The 15,397-nt window shown below is 52.7% G+C and carries 15 protein-coding genes and 1 tRNA gene; 8 read left to right on the top strand and 8 right to left on the bottom strand.

The window, feature by feature from the left end:
• Position 1: 1 nt before the first annotated feature.
• Together LG202_RS01470 and LG202_RS01465 are read right to left on the bottom strand one after the other, a co-directional pair.
• On the bottom strand, positions 2 to 478 hold the full coding sequence (locus LG202_RS01470) for a NuoB/complex I 20 kDa subunit family protein (RefSeq protein ID WP_011480281.1): 477 nt from the start codon (positions 476 to 478) through the stop codon (positions 2 to 4).
• 13 nt (positions 479 to 491) lie between these two features.
• Positions 492 to 848, bottom strand: a complete 357-nt coding sequence (locus LG202_RS01465) for an NADH-quinone oxidoreductase subunit A (protein ID WP_230346657.1) — start codon at positions 846 to 848, stop codon at positions 492 to 494.
• 354 nt (positions 849 to 1,202) lie between these two features.
• Here LG202_RS01465 and LG202_RS01460 point away from each other — a divergent pair, with 354 nt between their 5' ends.
• The gene (locus tag LG202_RS01460; protein WP_459724227.1) at positions 1,203 to 1,433 is read left to right on the top strand and encodes a hypothetical protein; all 231 of its coding nucleotides are present in this window, start codon (positions 1,203 to 1,205) and stop codon (positions 1,431 to 1,433) included.
• A gap of 71 nt (positions 1,434 to 1,504) precedes the next feature.
• On the opposite strand, the gene LG202_RS01455 is transcribed toward LG202_RS01460, so the two are convergent.
• The 5 genes from LG202_RS01455 to LG202_RS01435 all read right to left on the bottom strand — a co-directional run bounded on the left by LG202_RS01455 (position 1,505) and on the right by LG202_RS01435 (position 5,499).
• Positions 1,505 to 1,589 (bottom strand) — tRNA-Leu (locus LG202_RS01455).
• Between the two features lie 26 nt (positions 1,590 to 1,615).
• Positions 1,616 to 1,951 (bottom strand): preprotein translocase subunit SecG, encoded by a 336-nt coding sequence (gene secG, locus LG202_RS01450; RefSeq protein ID WP_230346656.1) that lies wholly within the window; start codon positions 1,949 to 1,951, stop codon positions 1,616 to 1,618.
• Positions 1,952 to 1,983: 32 nt separating this feature from the next.
• Positions 1,984 to 2,736, bottom strand: a complete 753-nt coding sequence (tpiA, locus tag LG202_RS01445; RefSeq protein ID WP_230346655.1) for a triose-phosphate isomerase — start codon at positions 2,734 to 2,736, stop codon at positions 1,984 to 1,986.
• 122 nt (positions 2,737 to 2,858) lie between these two features.
• A complete protein-coding gene (gene recJ / locus LG202_RS01440) occupies positions 2,859 to 4,553 on the bottom strand; it encodes a single-stranded-DNA-specific exonuclease RecJ (RefSeq protein ID WP_230348014.1) in 1,695 nt (564 codons plus the stop codon).
• Positions 4,525 to 5,499: a hypothetical protein gene (locus LG202_RS01435; protein WP_230346654.1), complete on the bottom strand. Its 975-nt coding sequence runs from the start codon at positions 5,497 to 5,499 to the stop codon at positions 4,525 to 4,527. Before LG202_RS01435 ends, recJ begins: the two co-directional genes overlap by 29 nt.
• A gap of 72 nt (positions 5,500 to 5,571) precedes the next feature.
• Here LG202_RS01435 and LG202_RS01430 point away from each other — a divergent pair, with 72 nt between their 5' ends.
• The 5 genes from LG202_RS01430 to LG202_RS01410 all read left to right on the top strand — a co-directional run bounded on the left by LG202_RS01430 (position 5,572) and on the right by LG202_RS01410 (position 10,406).
• Complete coding sequence (locus LG202_RS01430) at positions 5,572 to 6,024, top strand: SixA phosphatase family protein (RefSeq protein WP_230346653.1); 453 nt, start codon at positions 5,572 to 5,574, stop codon at positions 6,022 to 6,024.
• A 66-nt stretch (positions 6,025 to 6,090) separates the two neighbouring features.
• On the top strand, positions 6,091 to 6,723 hold the full coding sequence (locus tag LG202_RS01425; RefSeq protein ID WP_230346652.1) for a nucleotide-binding protein: 633 nt from the start codon (positions 6,091 to 6,093) through the stop codon (positions 6,721 to 6,723).
• A gap of 15 nt (positions 6,724 to 6,738) precedes the next feature.
• On the top strand, positions 6,739 to 8,223 hold the full coding sequence (locus tag LG202_RS01420; RefSeq protein WP_230346651.1) for a CYTH and CHAD domain-containing protein: 1,485 nt from the start codon (positions 6,739 to 6,741) through the stop codon (positions 8,221 to 8,223).
• 70 nt (positions 8,224 to 8,293) lie between these two features.
• Positions 8,294 to 8,662 carry a DUF6394 family protein gene (locus LG202_RS01415; RefSeq protein WP_230346650.1) on the top strand — a complete coding sequence of 123 codons (369 nt, stop codon included), beginning with the start codon at positions 8,294 to 8,296 and terminating at the stop codon, positions 8,660 to 8,662.
• Between the two features lie 52 nt (positions 8,663 to 8,714).
• Complete coding sequence (locus LG202_RS01410; RefSeq protein WP_230348013.1) at positions 8,715 to 10,406, top strand: NAD(P)-binding protein; 1,692 nt, start codon at positions 8,715 to 8,717, stop codon at positions 10,404 to 10,406.
• Positions 10,407 to 10,410: 4 nt separating this feature from the next.
• Here the strand turns inward: LG202_RS01410 and arfB are convergent, their stop codons facing one another.
• The gene (gene arfB, locus LG202_RS01405) at positions 10,411 to 10,812 is read right to left on the bottom strand and encodes an alternative ribosome rescue aminoacyl-tRNA hydrolase ArfB (RefSeq protein WP_230346649.1); all 402 of its coding nucleotides are present in this window, start codon (positions 10,810 to 10,812) and stop codon (positions 10,411 to 10,413) included.
• 451 nt (positions 10,813 to 11,263) lie between these two features.
• Here arfB and aceE point away from each other — a divergent pair, with 451 nt between their 5' ends.
• Together aceE and aceF are read left to right on the top strand one after the other, a co-directional pair.
• Entirely contained in the window at positions 11,264 to 13,918 is a 2,655-nt protein-coding gene (aceE, locus tag LG202_RS01400; RefSeq protein WP_230346648.1) for a pyruvate dehydrogenase (acetyl-transferring), homodimeric type, read from the top strand.
• 130 nt (positions 13,919 to 14,048) lie between these two features.
• Positions 14,049 to 15,389: a dihydrolipoyllysine-residue acetyltransferase gene (gene aceF / locus LG202_RS01395; RefSeq protein ID WP_230346647.1), complete on the top strand. Its 1,341-nt coding sequence runs from the start codon at positions 14,049 to 14,051 to the stop codon at positions 15,387 to 15,389.
• Positions 15,390 to 15,397 lie beyond the last annotated feature (8 nt).

The raw sequence follows: 15,397 nt of genomic DNA, 5'->3' as shown, positions 1-15,397 counted from the left end.
CTCACCGGGCAATCGTATTGGTACGCTTGATCTTGTTCTGCAATTGGATAATGCCGTAGAGCAATGCTTCGGCAGTCGGTGGGCAACCTGGCACATAGACGTCAACAGGCACGATACGGTCACAACCTCGCACCACGGCATATGAATAGTGATAATAACCACCGCCATTGGCACAAGACCCCATGGAAATTACCCAGCGCGGCTCAGCCATCTGGTCATATACCTTACGCAAGGCCGGAGCCATCTTATTGACCAGGGTACCCGCCACGATCATGACATCGGATTGGCGCGGACTAGGACGGAATACGATACCGAAACGGTCAAGATCATAGCGGGCCGCGCCAGCATGCATCATCTCAACTGCGCAACAGGCCAACCCGAACGTCATCGGCCACAAGGAACCGGTACGGGTATAGTTGATGACCGTATCCAGTGTTGTAGTAACAAAACCTTTTTCAAGAACGCCTTCAATACTCATACGACACCACACTTCACTCCCATTCCAGGGCTCCCTTCATCCACTCGTAGACGAAGCCAACAACCAGTATCCCCAGGAAAACCATCATTGCGAGAAAACCGAACAAGCCGATTTCTTGCAACACCACAGCCCACGGAAAAAGAAAGGCAATCTCGAGATCAAACAGGATAAACAGGATAGCTACCAGGTAGTAACGCACATCGAACTTCATGCGCGCATCTTCAAATGCCTCAAAACCACACTCATAAGGGGAGTTCTTTTCGGCATCAGGCCGATTGGGGGAAACCAGCTTGCCAAGCACAATAGGAGCGACACCGACACCAAGACCCACAATGATGAACAGCAATATCGGGAAGTAGTTCTCCAGCACGTTCTAACCCTATACAAATCAGCCCAAAGAAAATCAGGTTTGTTTACCCTGACAGCAGTATTGATAAAACATCATACCCCGCATTTGTTAATGAATTGTAACATACAAATTACAACCAAACAGCCTGAAATGCCTTATCCGGGGCCGAGCTTGCCATTACTTCCTGTTTAATATCAACTTTACTAAAAAATAACCTTGCAAAAACAGGGTTAAAATGAAACAAAATTAACTTTTTGTTACAAAAATAACCTTACAAGATACAGGTTATACCAACAAAAAACACATTAGTTCACGGAAAATTCAGCCAAACTCAAAATGACACCAATCCCAACAACCAAGTCACTGAGCACGATCATGCAACACACCACCAATGAGCACTCTAACAATGTTGCAATACCAATTTTCAAGGAAGCCCCCCCCCAAGGTGCAGAAATAAAAAAACAGGCCCCGAGAGGCCTGTATGAATTTCTGGAAGATTCTGCAAGTCAATGCATTAATGAATACATTATGGATATCACATGTCAATTAAATGAAACAAGAACTAGCTCCACGTGCAAAAACTTCACACAAGATAAGCAAAAATGAAAAAAACCCGCCAAACTCTAGGTTACATGCGGGTTTTTCTAAGCCGATTTGATACAGCTTGATTTAATTCTTGGTGCCGACGGTGAGACTCGAACTCACACGGCTTTCGCCACTACCCCCTCAAGATAGCGTGTCTACCAATTCCACCACGACGGCATGGGCCAAGACCCTAAAACTATTAATTACTGAGGTACATCCTTTGCCGATGTAGGCTCAGCTGCCTTAGGCACATCAGAAACGGGCGCTGATTTTACCACAGACTTCTGCACCACACTGCCTTGGTCAGAACGATGACTGGTCAAATAGGCAAGGCTCATGCTGGTCACGAAAAAGACAGCGACACAGATAGCCGTTGCACGACTCATGAAGTTGGATGAGCCACTGACACCAAACAGACTGCCGGAAGCGCCACTACCAAATGCAGCGCCCATATCAGCACCCTTACCATGCTGCAACAAGACCAGACCAACTACGCCCAGCGCTGCAATCACATGAATGACGGTTACGATTGTTTCCATTTTTCTCTTAAATCCCCTGCCTAACCGATCAATCAGCAAGCAGCGCGACAAATACTTTCAAAATCATCGGCATCCAAAGAACACCTGCCGATCAATCCGCCGTCTATATCCGGCATAGACAGTAATTGTGCCGCATTTCTGGGATTTACGCTACCCCCATAGATGATTCTTACCGTTTCAGCCGCTCCGGGATGCTGTGCAGCAATACGCTCACGGATAAAGGAGTGCGCCGCACGTGCCTGATCAGGCGTAGCCGTTCTGTTGGTGCCAATCGCCCAGACAGGTTCATAGGCAATAACGGCATGATCAAGCAACGCCCCGCCAGAAACCGAGAGGATCGAATCCAGCTGATTGGCAATGGCATACTCCATGACCCCCGACTCTCTTTCTTGCAAAGTCTCGCCAACGCAAAAAATTGGGATCAGGCCGTGATGTTTGGCGATCGCGAATTTGTCGGCAATATTGGCATCGCTCTCACAATAAGCATCACTACGCTCCGAATGCCCAACGATGACATAGCTGACACCAAACTCCTTGAGCATGGCAGCACTCACCTCACCTGTATAAGCACCATTCTCGTGCTTGGCCACGTTTTGTGCACCCCATGCAATGTTGGTGTTAGCCAATATTTGCTGCGCCTGGAATAAATAGGGATAAGGAACGCAAACAGCGATATCGACTTGGCTGACATCCTGCAAGCCATGCGCGAGTTTTTCCAGCAACCTGTTGTTCTGAGCAAGATTGCCATTCATTTTCCAATTGCCGACAACCAGCTTGCGACGCATATTTAAAGAAACCCGAGACTGTATTTGATATCCGTTTGAATCTTACTGGATATACTTAGTGAATATTTGAATTGGATATTATTATAGTGCAGCCATGAGGCTGGTCAACGCAGGAACCTTATCTAGCCTGGTACCTGCCAATGCTGCAAACACAATTGCAGTGTCTTCGCCCCACGAAATTCGTTGACTTGCACCTGATAGACCAACTCCACCTGCTCAGGTAAAAACTCTTCTTGCCTGAAAAAAATAGCATCGAATACCTGCCCTGATTTTTCAAGGCTCAACTTAAGGTGACGCTCCCCGACAATACGCTGACTCATCACGCGAAACTCGTCCAGAAAAACAGGAGGAGGGAATCCCTGGCCCCAGACTTGGCGCTCCAAAGCATAAGCCATCTCCAGGCTAGCATCGTCCGTTGACAATGAACCATCCACCTCTATTACCGCCTCCAGCTGCTGAGGGGTCAACAACCCTGCAACCACCTCTTCAAACACTGTACTAAAGCGTGAAAAATCCTGCTCGCGTATGCTCAAGCCCGCTGCCATAGCATGCCCGCCAAACTTCAGCAGCAAGCCCGGCTCTCGTTTGGAAACCAAATCAAGCGCATCACGCAAGTGCAACCCGGGAATTGAGCGCCCTGAGCCTTTAATAATGCCATCGCCCGCAGAGGCAAAGGCAATCACAGGCCGATGAAATCGCTCTTTGATACGAGAAGCGAGAATACCGATGACACCCTGGTGCCATCCTTCCTGAAACAGGCTAAGACTATAGCGTCCAGTCGCATCAATTTCATCCAAAACGGCCATCGCATCATCTTGCATATCGGCCTCAATGTTACGCCGTTCCTGGTTTAGCTCATGCAACTGTTGCGCCATCTGCTTGGCCACTGCCATATCCTGCTCCAGCAGGCAGGCAATTCCCAAAGTCATGTCATCCAGGCGGCCGGCAGCATTAAGGCGCGGGCCAATACTGAATCCCAAATCCTGTGGGTTAGCCTTGACGTATTCACGCCCTGCCACCTCAAACAAAGCCAATATGCCAGGACTACACTTGCCAGCACGGATACGGCGCAAGCCCTGCTCCACCAAAATACGGTTGTTATCATCCAGCCGAACCAAATCAGCCACCGTCCCCAATGCCACTAAATCCAGGAGCTCGGTCAAGTTAGGTTCAGAGCCCACATCAAAAACACCCCTCCGGCGTAGCTCAGCGCGCAGTGCAAGCAGCACATAAAACATCACGCCCACACCAGCCAAGTGCTTGCTAGGGAACTCGCACCCATGTTGATTTGGGTTAACAATGCAGGCTGCTTGCGGCGCGGCATCACCGGGCAAGTGGTGATCTGTCACCAGTACCGGGATGCCCAGCTCACGCGCAGCTTCCACCCCATCGACGCTGGCAATGCCATTATCCACGGTCAAGATCAGATCAGGATGTTGGCTCGCAGCCAGGGCAACAATTTCTGGCGTCAAACCATAACCATATTCAAAACGGTTAGGCACCAGGAAGTCCACGATTGCGCCCATGCTGCGCAATCCCTTGACCGCTACAGCAGTGGCAGTGGCACCGTCAGCGTCGTAATCCCCAACCACCATGATGCGCTTGCCTGCCGCAATTGCCTCAGCCAACAGCACCGCCATTTCACGGTTACCCGTCAATCGTTCTGGCGGGATCAAACGCGCCAAACTTGCTTCCATCTGGCTGATGTCACGCACGCCACGAGCTGCCAGCAACCTGGCCATGGTAGGTCGCACACCACCATTGACCAAGGTTTCATAAGCATCCTGCTCAATATTTCTTTGTATGATCTGAACCATCAAGATACGCTTCTAATGCTATTGGCTTACGCCAGAATTTATACACATCCATAGGCTTGAGCCGCACATGCAGCATGCGGTCAAACCAGGGAAAATAAAGATCAAGCTGCTGCAGACGCCTGGCCCGCAGAGCATGCCAACACACACTACTCCAGCCAGCCCCCAAGCTCGCATAGGCAGACTGCACCACAGCTAGCGCTTGAGCGTCTTGCAACACTGCATGCAGATTGGTGACCGTAGCATGGCGCAAGCCTGCCAATATAGCCAACCCTTTGACACTGACATCCTCACTATAGACGGCGGCACAGTTTAGAGGCTGCCCTTTGCCTGGCAGGATACCGCCGCCGTGAAGCCAGACACTATTGGCGGCTAGCTCGCCACGCGCTTCCCGCGCCTGGTTGACCTCATGACTGAACAACAACATCTGCATTTCATTGACCAACTGCCGCCAACGCTGCGCATCATCACCCTGAGGCATGCAGGACGTAATATCTCGCCCGGCTACCATCTCGACGGGTGTGGTGGCTAATGCCGGCATGGATTGCAGCCTTAGGTACCAATGCCCTTGGGCTCCCGGCATGAATTCCAAACCTTCGCCATCAAAATGCCGGTTCAGGCTATTCCGCAAGGCCTCACGCTCATCAATACTCAATGCCAAGGGTGCGGGTTGGCTCAAGGCAAAAGAATCACGCTGTAACAGCAGATGCACAGGACTAGCCAACATCCAATAAGCATGATCGGCAGGCAAATCAGCCCCCAGGCGCGACAATGCCGCGATTGGCCAATCCTGCTGCTTTGACACACCGAACTGCTGACACAAGTAGGCTTCCCACCCCATATCCAGCCATTGCTTCTTACCTCTTGCCATCATGTGCAGCAAGGCTTGATCCGCCGCCATCACAGGCAAAGCATCAACAGGATCAGAAAGTAGGATTTGTAATTTCACACAGATGTCACTTTGTCATGAAGCAGGTTGAGCGCTAAGATAGAAGGACATTCTCAGCTTAGCAACAGGGTTATGGATATTATTTTATGGCGTCACGCTGAAGCCGAGGAAGGCTTTCCCGATCTTGCACGCAAGCTTACCCCCAAGGGTGAACAGCAAGCCGCAAAAATGGCGTCTTGGCTGAAACAACATATGCCTGCCAATATGCGTATTCTGGCCAGTCCAGCAACACGCACACAGCAAACTGCCAGTGCTCTTGGCATGGAGTTTACCACTTTGGACGAGCTTGCTCCGGGTTCATCGCCCCAGGTATTACTTGATGCCGCTGGCTGGCCCCTAGGCCATGACAACGTACTGATTATCGGCCACCAGCCGACGCTAGGCATGGCCGCTGCCTATGCCATGACACGCCGCATGCAATACTGGAGCGTGAAAAAAGGCGCAATCTGGTGGATTGCCAATCGCAGACGGGGCGAAGAAGAGCAAACCGTGTTACGAGCCATGGTCACCCCCGAATTGATCTAAATTGGATATGAATATCGCATTTACTATGCACCAATCTCCCCTGTGCCCGCTTCAACAGGAGCCCATGTGAGCACCGTCCTGATTGCCAACCCCAAGGGGGGTAGCGGAAAAACCACATTAGCCACCAACCTGGCAGGTTATTTTGCCAGCCGTGGCAAGCATGTCGTGCTTTCTGACATGGATAGACAGCGTTCTGCACTGCACTGGCTGGAGCGCAGACCCTACAAGCTGCCATTGATTCATGGACAAGATGGGCGCAGCCAATACACCAACAGCCTGAGTGCAGACTGGACCATCGTGGACTCCCCGGCAGGGTTGCGCGGCGATAGATTAAGCCAAGCTGTCAAGGATGCACACTTTGTCATTGTGCCCATGCAGCCATCTGCTTTTGACATGGGGGCGACCCGTGATTTCCTGGAAGTACTGCAGGAAGAAAAATCTGTGCGCAAAGGCAAAACCTTTGTCGCCATGATCGGGATGCGGGTCGACAACCGCACGCGGGCCGCACAGACATTACAAGAGTTTCTTGCAGCATCTGGCTTTCCGTCGGTCGGCAATCTGCGTAATGCGCAAGTATATGCACTTGCAGCGGAACAAGGTGCCAGCCTGTTCGACATTCGCCCATCCCAGGTTAGTCGTGATTTGCAGCAATGGGCTCCGCTCTTGCATTGGCTGGTCAATGCAAGCAAACAAAAATAATCATAGGAGTACACCATGCCTAACGAGATCGAGCTCAAGCTACGCATTGCCAAAGAGGATATTCCTCACCTGCGCCGCCATGCCGCCATTCGCAAGTATCTGACCGGCAAGGCCATCACGCGCCGATTGGTAAGCACCTACTACGACACGCCCGACTTGCAGCTATTTGACCAACGTGTCAGCTTGCGCGTCAGGCGCATGTCTGGCGGCTGGTTCCAGGCGGTCAAGGCCGCGGGTCATTCTCTGGCAGGATTGCACCAGCGCCTAGAGTGGGAGGACATCATCTCCAAGGGCGAGCCAGACTACACTAAAATTACCGATTCTAGCCTCACGCCTATTTTTGACGATCCCGTGCTGCGCCAAGGCTTACAGCCCATTTTCACTACCGATATGCGCCGTACTGAATGGCAACTGGATTATCAAGGCAGCCATATCGAACTATCACTGGACGATGGCCTGCTCATTGCCGACAAGCATCAAGAGCCCTTGATCGAGATTGAGCTGGAGCTAAAAGATGGCAAGGTAGAACACTTGTTTGCGCTGGCGCTGGAACTGCAATCAGATATTGCACTGACAATAGAAAACGTCAGCAAGGCACAACGCGGCTATGCCTACTATCGCCATTTTCCTCAGCAGCCCTCCAAAGCCAAGCCAGCAGGTCTGGCCGCCACAGACAACCCCGGCGATGCCTTTGCCAAAGCTGGCTGGGAATGCTTGCGACAGCTGCAAAGCAATCAAGCGATTGCCATGCAGGGTGACGACCCCGAGGGCGTACACCAGATGCGGGTTGCTTTAAGGCGCCTCAAAGCATCCCTCAAAGCCTTCGGCATCAACAATGATGCCATCAATGACGAAATTAACTGGCTCAATTCCGTGCTGGCCAAGGCACGCGATCTGGATGTATTGCTGCATGAAACCATACCCAGCCTCAAGCTATCAACTGATGTATTGCACAAGGCTCAAGCACATGTCAGCAGTGCACAAAAGCGCGCATACAGCACCCTGCGTAATGGATTGAGACAACCACGTTATCAACACTTGCTGCTGACACTAGGCTACTTGTTTGCCTGCGGCTTGCCAATTGGCCACCCCAATTTGTCACGCACAGCCAGTTCACACTTGCAACGCACGTACAAAAAGCTGCTCAAGCAAGGCAAGCAACTGGATAAGCTCACCATCGAGCAACGGCACCAGTTACGCATATTGGCACGGCGCCTGCGCTACGTCCTGGAGCTTTTCATCCCACTCTACCAAGGGAAGAAACCAGGAAAACAGGCAGCCAAACTACTCAGTACGCTCAGTGGCTTGCAAGCTAATCTAGGCACGTTGAACGATACTGCCGTTACCAGCCAGACACTGGAGCGCATGAGCAAACGCAATCCTGGCCTAGTGCCTGTATTGCCAATCTGGCAACAAGCTGCACGCAAGCGCGAAAAACGTCATACAGCTGACTTACCTAATCTCTGGAAGGCGTTCAAAAAAGCATCGACTCCTTGGTAAAGGTGCCATCTCAGCGAAAATCCACTACACTCGCCACCATTCTCTCAACTCGACATACACAGGGATCACAATGAATCTGGAAAAAGTCATTTTCGGCTTCTTCATCGTCTTGGCGATGACCCTTAATTTTGGTTTTTTCGTCGGCGGTAGCGGTAACCCCATCGAGCACCATATTTATGAACTGTATACCGCTATCGTGGTAAACCTGATTGCCACCGTACTCAAGTTTGGTGACCGCTCGCAAATTGGTGCCATCCACTTGTCCACCAGCCTGGTCGCAGACCTGCAACTGATCGCAGCCGCCATTGTCTGGGTGGTCGCAAGCAGCGAAGAGTCGGGCACAGCGGCACGAGTAGTGTCGCTCAGTGGCGGTGCCTTGCTGGCCAATATCACCTCGGTCATCCTGCTACTTGCGGAAACCATTACCCTGCGTCGATAAATTCTGAGCGGAATCGCTTGTGAATAATATTTTCTTCCTGATCCTGCGGCGCATGCGTGCGCCGCTGATCACCGTCATTGTCAGCTATACCATTGCAATCGTCGGGCTGACACTGATGCCAGGGGCTGACCATCAAGGCAACCCCTGGCACATGAGCTTGTTCGAGGCTTTTTATGTCATCAGCTACACCGCTACCACAATTGGCTTTGGTGAAGTGCCTTTCCCCTATAGCGATGCGCAGCGGCTATGGATGACATTTTCGATCTACTTCACTGTTATCCCCTGGTTTTATGCGATAGGTAAGATCATTTCGCTATTCCAGGACCCTGCCCTTAAGCAAGCACTCACCACCAACAGCTTCGCACGCGCGGTAGACCACCTGCACGAACCATTCTTCATTGTTTCAGGTTATGGGGAAACTGGCAGTTTGCTGGTAAAGGCGCTGGATCATAAAGGCATACGTGTTGTAGTCACCGAAATGAACCAGGATCGCGTCAACGACCTGGAACTGGAAGACTACCAGTTTGACATCCCGGTTCTCTGTGCCGACGCAAAAATGCCCGACACCCTGCTACGCGCGGGTGTGCGCCACCCCATGTGCAAGGGCATTGCCGCCCTCACAGATAATGACCATGTCAACCTCGCAGTAGCCGTGGCTGCCAAACTGCTAAATCCTGACCTCATGGTACTAGCGCGCGCAGAAGACGACGAGGTCGCAGCCAACATGGCCTCGTTTGGCACTGACCACATCCTCAATCCCTACACGCTCTTTGGTGACCAATTGGGCATGGAAGTGCACGCGATTGGTACCTACCTGCTACACAAATGGCTGACTGGTGTCCCCGGTGATACCTTGACCCTGCCCAAGGTACCTCCAATCGGCAAATGGATCATTTGCGGCTATGGCCGCTTTGGCAAAGCCGTGGTGGAAAACCTGGAGCGTGAGCAGATCACGACTGTGGTTATTGAAGCCGACCCTGAGCTAACGAATTGCGAAAACTGCATTGTAGGCAGCGGTACCGAGGCAGCAACATTGACGGAAGCAGGAATTGAAGATGCCGTAGGCATCATCGCCGGCACCAACAATGACATCAACAACCTGTCGATCGTCATGACTGCGCAAAAGATGAACCCTAACCTGTTCGTCGTTGTGCGCAAAAACCGTCGTTTTAATGAACCATTGTTCGAGCATTTCAACGCCGATATATCCATGGATCCCAGTGACATCATTGCACACGAATGCCTGGCGCGCATGATCACGCCCATGATGACGCACTTCCTGAAACTAGTGCGGACGCAAGATAATAGCTGGGCTAACCAACTGATCAGCCGCCTGGTAGGCGTAGTAGGCGAAAACGTCCCCGATGCCTGGGGCGTCACCGTAGATGCAGAACACAGCCCGGCGGTTGCCAACCTGATTGCCTGGGGCCTGCCAGTCACACTCGATGCCTTAACGCGCGACCCTGGCAACCGCACACAAAAGCTGGATCTGGTTCCCCTCATGCTGGTACGCAGCGGAGAATACACACTGCTACCGGAAGTCACAGAGAAATTGCATGTTGGTGACCGCTTGCTGTTCTGCGGCAGTGCTATGGCCAAGAGTATCCAGCCAATTACCTTGAGCAATCACAAGACATTGACCTGGATCATCAATGGTCGCGAAATTGCTGATGGCTGGCTATGGCGCTGGATGACACGCAAGATCACTCGATTGCGCAAGCCACGCAAACCAACCTCGCAATAAATCCCTACTGGATGACTTGCCGTCGCAAGGCTTTGCGCTCGGCGTTGATACGCTTGCCTTCCAGGCGGCGTAGTTTGGAACCCCTAGTGGGTTTGGTAGCGATGCGCGGCGCAGGCATGGTCGCCACACTATTCACTAGCTCGTGCAGCCTGACCAGCGCATCTGCCCGGTTCAACTCCTGGCTGCGGTGTAATTGCGCCTTAATGATGATCACACCATCCTTGGTAATTCTGTGATCACGCAAGCGCAACAACCGAGCCTTCACCGTCTCAGGCAACGAGGACGCCTTGACGTCATAACGCAGGTGAATTGCACTCGACACCTTGTTCACGTTCTGGCCGCCCGCCCCTTGCGCACGCACGGCAGTCAGGGTGATTTCATCCGGTTCAAGCTGGATATCCGCCATCCCCATTCCCTCCTAGCTCAACGCCTAAGCACAACAAGCTATAGATATGACCTATCGTTGGCACCCCCTTTGAGCGCAACATTTTCGCCAGGTCGGTATATTGGCCGTCAGCACGGCACGAAGCAGCTTGCAGCGCTGGTGCACGCAATAGCCAAGTGATCGCTGCACTGCATAGAACAAACAGTATATTGGTCTTAGCGGGACGCGATTTCGTCGCTGTCAGGAAGAGGGGTTGATACGGTTGCAGAATCATAAGTTTTCTCTTGTTTTTAGCGGCTTAGGCCCGTACTTTCATGCACTGGAACAAGCGACAAAACTTGACCTAAACAGTCAAAAAAGCCAATATAGCGTCTTCACAACGGCCTCAAGCCATAACCAATATTTTAAGCTTGATGCTGCATCAGGCTGATTATACCCAAGCGTATCTTAAAAGTTTCCCGGAGAACCTTACATGGCATTGACCCCTGATATCGACCCTCAAGAGACCCAGGAATGGCTGGAAGCCATCTCATCGGTACTTGAGAACGAGGGAACCGAGCGCGCCCACTTCTTGCTGGAAACGCTGATCGACAAAGCGCGCCGCTCAGGTGCGTATTTACCGTACAACGCAACAACCGCTTACGTAAACACCATTCCTGCACACCTGCAGGCCAAGCATCCTGGCGATACTGCCATGGAACGCAAGATCCGTGCGCTGATCCGCTGGAATGCCATCATGACCGTACTGCGCGCCAACGAGAAATCTCCCGGCGTAGGTGGTCACATTGCCAGCTTCCAGTCTGCAGCCACTCTATATGACACCGGCTTCAACCACTTTTTCCGTGCTGCCAACGAAAACTTCGGTGGCGACCTGATCTACTTCCAAGGCCACTCGTCCCCTGGCGTGTACGCACGCGCCTTCCTGGAAGGCCGCCTGACAGAAGAACAAATGTCCAACTTCCGTATTGAAGCGGAAGGCAATGGCTTATCTTCCTACCCTCACCCCTGGCTGATGCCAGATTTCTGGCAATTCCCAACGGTATCCATGGGCCTGGGCCCATTGCAGGGCATCTACCAGGCACGCTTCCTCAAGTACCTGCATGACCGTGGCATTGCCGATACCTCAGACCGCAAGGTATGGGTATTCTGTGGCGATGGTGAAATGGACGAGCCTGAGTCCTTGGGCGCGATTTCCCTGGCCGCACGTGAAAAGCTGGACAACCTGATTTTCGTCATCAACTGTAACCTGCAACGCCTTGATGGCCCTGTACGCGGTAACGGTAAGGTAATTCAGGAGTTCGAGGCTGCGTTCCGTGGCTCTGGCTGGAATGTGCTGAAAGTGCTGTGGGGCTCTTATTGGGACCCATTGCTGGCCATGGACAAGGATGGCCTGCTCAAGAAGCGCATGGAAGAATGCGTGGACGGCGAATACCAGAACTTCAAAGCCAAGGGCGGCGCTTACACACGTGAGCACTTCTTCGGCAAATATCCTGAACTGAAGGAAATGGTGGCCGCGATGTCTGATGAAGACATCTGGCGCTTGAACCGTGGCGGCCATGATCCACACAAGGTGTACGCGGCTTACCACTCTGCCGTGAACCACAAGGGTCAGCCTAGCGTCATCCTCGCCAAGACCGTCAAGGGTTATGGCATGGGTCAGGAGGGCGAAGGCCAGAACACTACCCACCAGCAGAAGAGCATGGGCGTCGAAACACTGAAGAAATTCCGTGACCGCTTCGACTTGCCTCTGACAGATGAGCAAGTGGAGAACCTGTCGTTCTACCGTCCTGCTGATGACAGCCCGGAAATGCAATATCTGAAGGCTCGCCGCGAAGCGATGGGTGGCTTTGTGCCATCACGTCGCCGCAAGGGTAATGAACTGACAGTCCCTGAGCTTTCCGCCTTCGAGAACATGCTGGGGGCAACCGGTGAGCGTGAAATTTCCACCACCATGGCATTCGTTCGTATCCTGTCGACACTGGTGCGTGACAAGCAAATCGGCAAATACGTCGTGCCTATCGTGCCAGATGAAGCACGTACATTTGGTATGGAAGGCATGTTCCGTCAACTGGGCATCTACTCTTCCGTCGGCCAGCTGTATGAGCCTCAGGATGCCGACCAGGTGATGTTCTACAAGGAATCCAAGGACGGCCAGATTCTGGAAGAAGGTATCAACGAAGCCGGTTCGTTCTCCTCATGGATTGCCGCAGCGACTTCCTACAGCGTCAGTGGCGTACAGATGATTCCGTTCTACATCTTCTACTCCATGTTCGGCTTCCAGCGTATCGGCGACTTGGCATGGGCCGCAGGTGACTCACGCTCCCGTGGCTTCCTGTTGGGTGCTACCGCAGGCCGTACCACGTTGAACGGTGAAGGCTTGCAGCACGAAGATGGTCATAGCCACCTGATGTCTGCCACTATCCCGAATTGTATTTCCTATGATCCAACCTTTGCCTACGAGCTGGCCGTAATCATCCAGGAAGGCCTGCGCCGCATGGTGCAGAACCAGGAAGATGTGTACTACTACATCACCCTGATGAACGAAAACTACACCCACCCTGCGCTGCCTGCTGGCGCTGAGGAAGGCATACTCAAGGGTATCTACTCCTTCAGCAAATCCAAGGCCAAGGGTCCTAAGGTGCAACTGCTGGGTAGCGGCGTGATTCTGCGTGAAGTCATTGCTGCAGGCGAGTTGCTGGAAAAGGATTGGGGCGTTTCTGCCGATATCTGGAGCGTGACCAGCTTCACCGAACTGCGCCGCGAAGGTCTGGATGTAGAACGCTGGAATCTGCTCAACCCGGAGAAAACCCAGAAGGAAAGCTTTGTCGCCAAGAGCCTGAAAAAGGCAGAAGGCCCGGTCATTGCTTCCACCGACTACATGAAGTCCTACGCTGACCAGATCCGCAACTTCATCCCGCAGCGATATGTTGCATTGGGTACCGATGGTTATGGCCGCTCCGACTCTCGTGAAGCACTGCGTAGCTTCTTCGAGGTTGACCGCTACCACGTGGTCATTGCAGCACTGAAAGCATTGGTTGATGAAGGCAAGTTGCCTGCAGCTAAGGCAGCAGAAGCCATCAAGAAATACAACATTAACGTCAACAGGCCCAACCCGACAACGGTTTAACCAGATGACAGAAAGCTGCCAGATACCCATCTGGCAGCCTCGCGCAAGCAATCTACGCCCCGGCTGACCGCATGTGGGCGTTTTGCGTAAATGCATATCTTAAAAAGATACATTTTAAGGAACATCAAGCATGGCAATTAAAGACGTACTCGTTCCCGACATCGGCAACTTTGACAGTGTGGATGTCATCGAAGTCCTGGTGAAAGCCGGTGACAGCATTGCCAAGGACGACTCGCTGATCACCCTGGAATCCGACAAGGCCTCCATGGATATTCCCGCGCCATTTGCCGGGACAGTGAAAGAAGTCAAAATCAAGGTGGGCGACAAGGTAGCTCAAGGCGGGCTTATTCTCACGCTAGAAGCCGCAGAAGAAAGCGCGAGCACACCAGTTGCCGCACCGGAAACAGCCAAGCCTGCTCCTGCCGCCGCAGCGCCAGCAACCCCGGCGCCCGTACCCGAGGCAACCCGTCCGGCACCTGAGCCTCCAAAAACCATCCAGCCACAAACCACGCCCAACCCGATCGCGGCGAGTGTGGAAACAGCTTCCGGCAAGCTGGCTCATGCCAGCCCATCCATCCGCAAATTCGCACGCGAACTAGGCGTCAATCTCGATTTGGTCAGCGCCAGCGGCCCCAAGAATCGCATTACCCAGGCTGACGTACAGGCCTATGTCAAGGGTGAGCTCAGCAAACCGCGCGGTGGTGGCGTTGCCACTGGAGCTGGTGGCTTGGCTGTCATCCCGGCACCTGTAATTGATTTCAGTCAGTATGGCGAAACCGAAACCAAGTCACTATCCCGCATCAAGAAGCTCTCTGGTGCCAACCTGCATCGCAACTGGGTCACTGCACCGCACGTGACGCAGTTCGATGAGGCCGACATTACTGACCTGGAAGATTTCCGCAAATCCATGCAGTCCGAAGCCGAAAAGCGTGGCGTCAAGCTGACCATGATCGCCTTCCTGATCAAGGCCTCGGTGAATGCATTGCGTGCTTACCCTAACTTCAATGCCTCTTTGTCTGCCGATGGTGAAAGCCTGATTCTCAAGCAGTATTACAACGTTGGCTTTGCCTGCGACACCCCTGACGGCCTGGTTGTCCCGGTGATCCGTGATGTCAATCGCAAGGACGTGCTCGAAATCGCGGCTGAACTGGGTGAGTTGTCTGCCAAGGCACGTGAGCGCAAACTGAAGGTCGAGGAAATGCAGGGTGGTTGCTTCACCATTTCCAGTCTGGGTGGTATCGGCGGCACAGCCTTCACCCCCATCATAAATTGTCCTGAAGTAGCGATCCTGGGCGTTTCACGTTCCAGCATCCAGCCAGTATTCAACAGCAAGACCAAGGAGTTTGAACCTCGCCTGGTCCTGCCTTTGTCCTTGTCCTACGATCATCGTGTGATCGACGGTGCCGACGGTGCGCGCTTCACCAGCCACCTGCGCATGGTGTTGTCCGATGTACGTCGTTTGTTGCTGTAAGGATTAAG

This window comes from Methylobacillus methanolivorans, from assembly GCF_054588515.1.
The sequence above is the reverse complement of the archived record's forward strand: the minus strand, read 5'-3'. Positions and strand labels throughout refer to the sequence as shown.

Excerpts from the sequence above, each read along its gene's own strand:
- LG202_RS01470 (WP_011480281.1), bottom strand. The coding sequence starts at position 478 with ATGAGTATTGAAGGCGTTCTTGAAAAAGGTTTTGTTACTACAACACTG.
- LG202_RS01460 (WP_459724227.1), top strand. The coding sequence starts at position 1,203 with ATGCAACACACCACCAATGAGCACTCTAACAATGTTGCAATACCAATT.
- secG (WP_230346656.1), bottom strand. The coding sequence starts at position 1,951 with ATGGAAACAATCGTAACCGTCATTCATGTGATTGCAGCGCTGGGCGTA.
- tpiA (WP_230346655.1), bottom strand. The coding sequence starts at position 2,736 with ATGCGTCGCAAGCTGGTTGTCGGCAATTGGAAAATGAATGGCAATCTT.
- recJ (WP_230348014.1), bottom strand. The coding sequence starts at position 4,553 with ATGGTTCAGATCATACAAAGAAATATTGAGCAGGATGCTTATGAAACC.
- LG202_RS01430 (WP_230346653.1), top strand. The coding sequence starts at position 5,572 with ATGGATATTATTTTATGGCGTCACGCTGAAGCCGAGGAAGGCTTTCCC.
- LG202_RS01420 (WP_230346651.1), top strand. The coding sequence starts at position 6,739 with ATGCCTAACGAGATCGAGCTCAAGCTACGCATTGCCAAAGAGGATATT.
- LG202_RS01415 (WP_230346650.1), top strand. The coding sequence starts at position 8,294 with ATGAATCTGGAAAAAGTCATTTTCGGCTTCTTCATCGTCTTGGCGATG.
- LG202_RS01410 (WP_230348013.1), top strand. The coding sequence starts at position 8,715 with ATGCGTGCGCCGCTGATCACCGTCATTGTCAGCTATACCATTGCAATC.
- arfB (WP_230346649.1), bottom strand. The coding sequence starts at position 10,812 with ATGGCGGATATCCAGCTTGAACCGGATGAAATCACCCTGACTGCCGTG.
- aceE (WP_230346648.1), top strand. The coding sequence starts at position 11,264 with ATGGCATTGACCCCTGATATCGACCCTCAAGAGACCCAGGAATGGCTG.
- aceF (WP_230346647.1), top strand. The coding sequence starts at position 14,049 with ATGGCAATTAAAGACGTACTCGTTCCCGACATCGGCAACTTTGACAGT.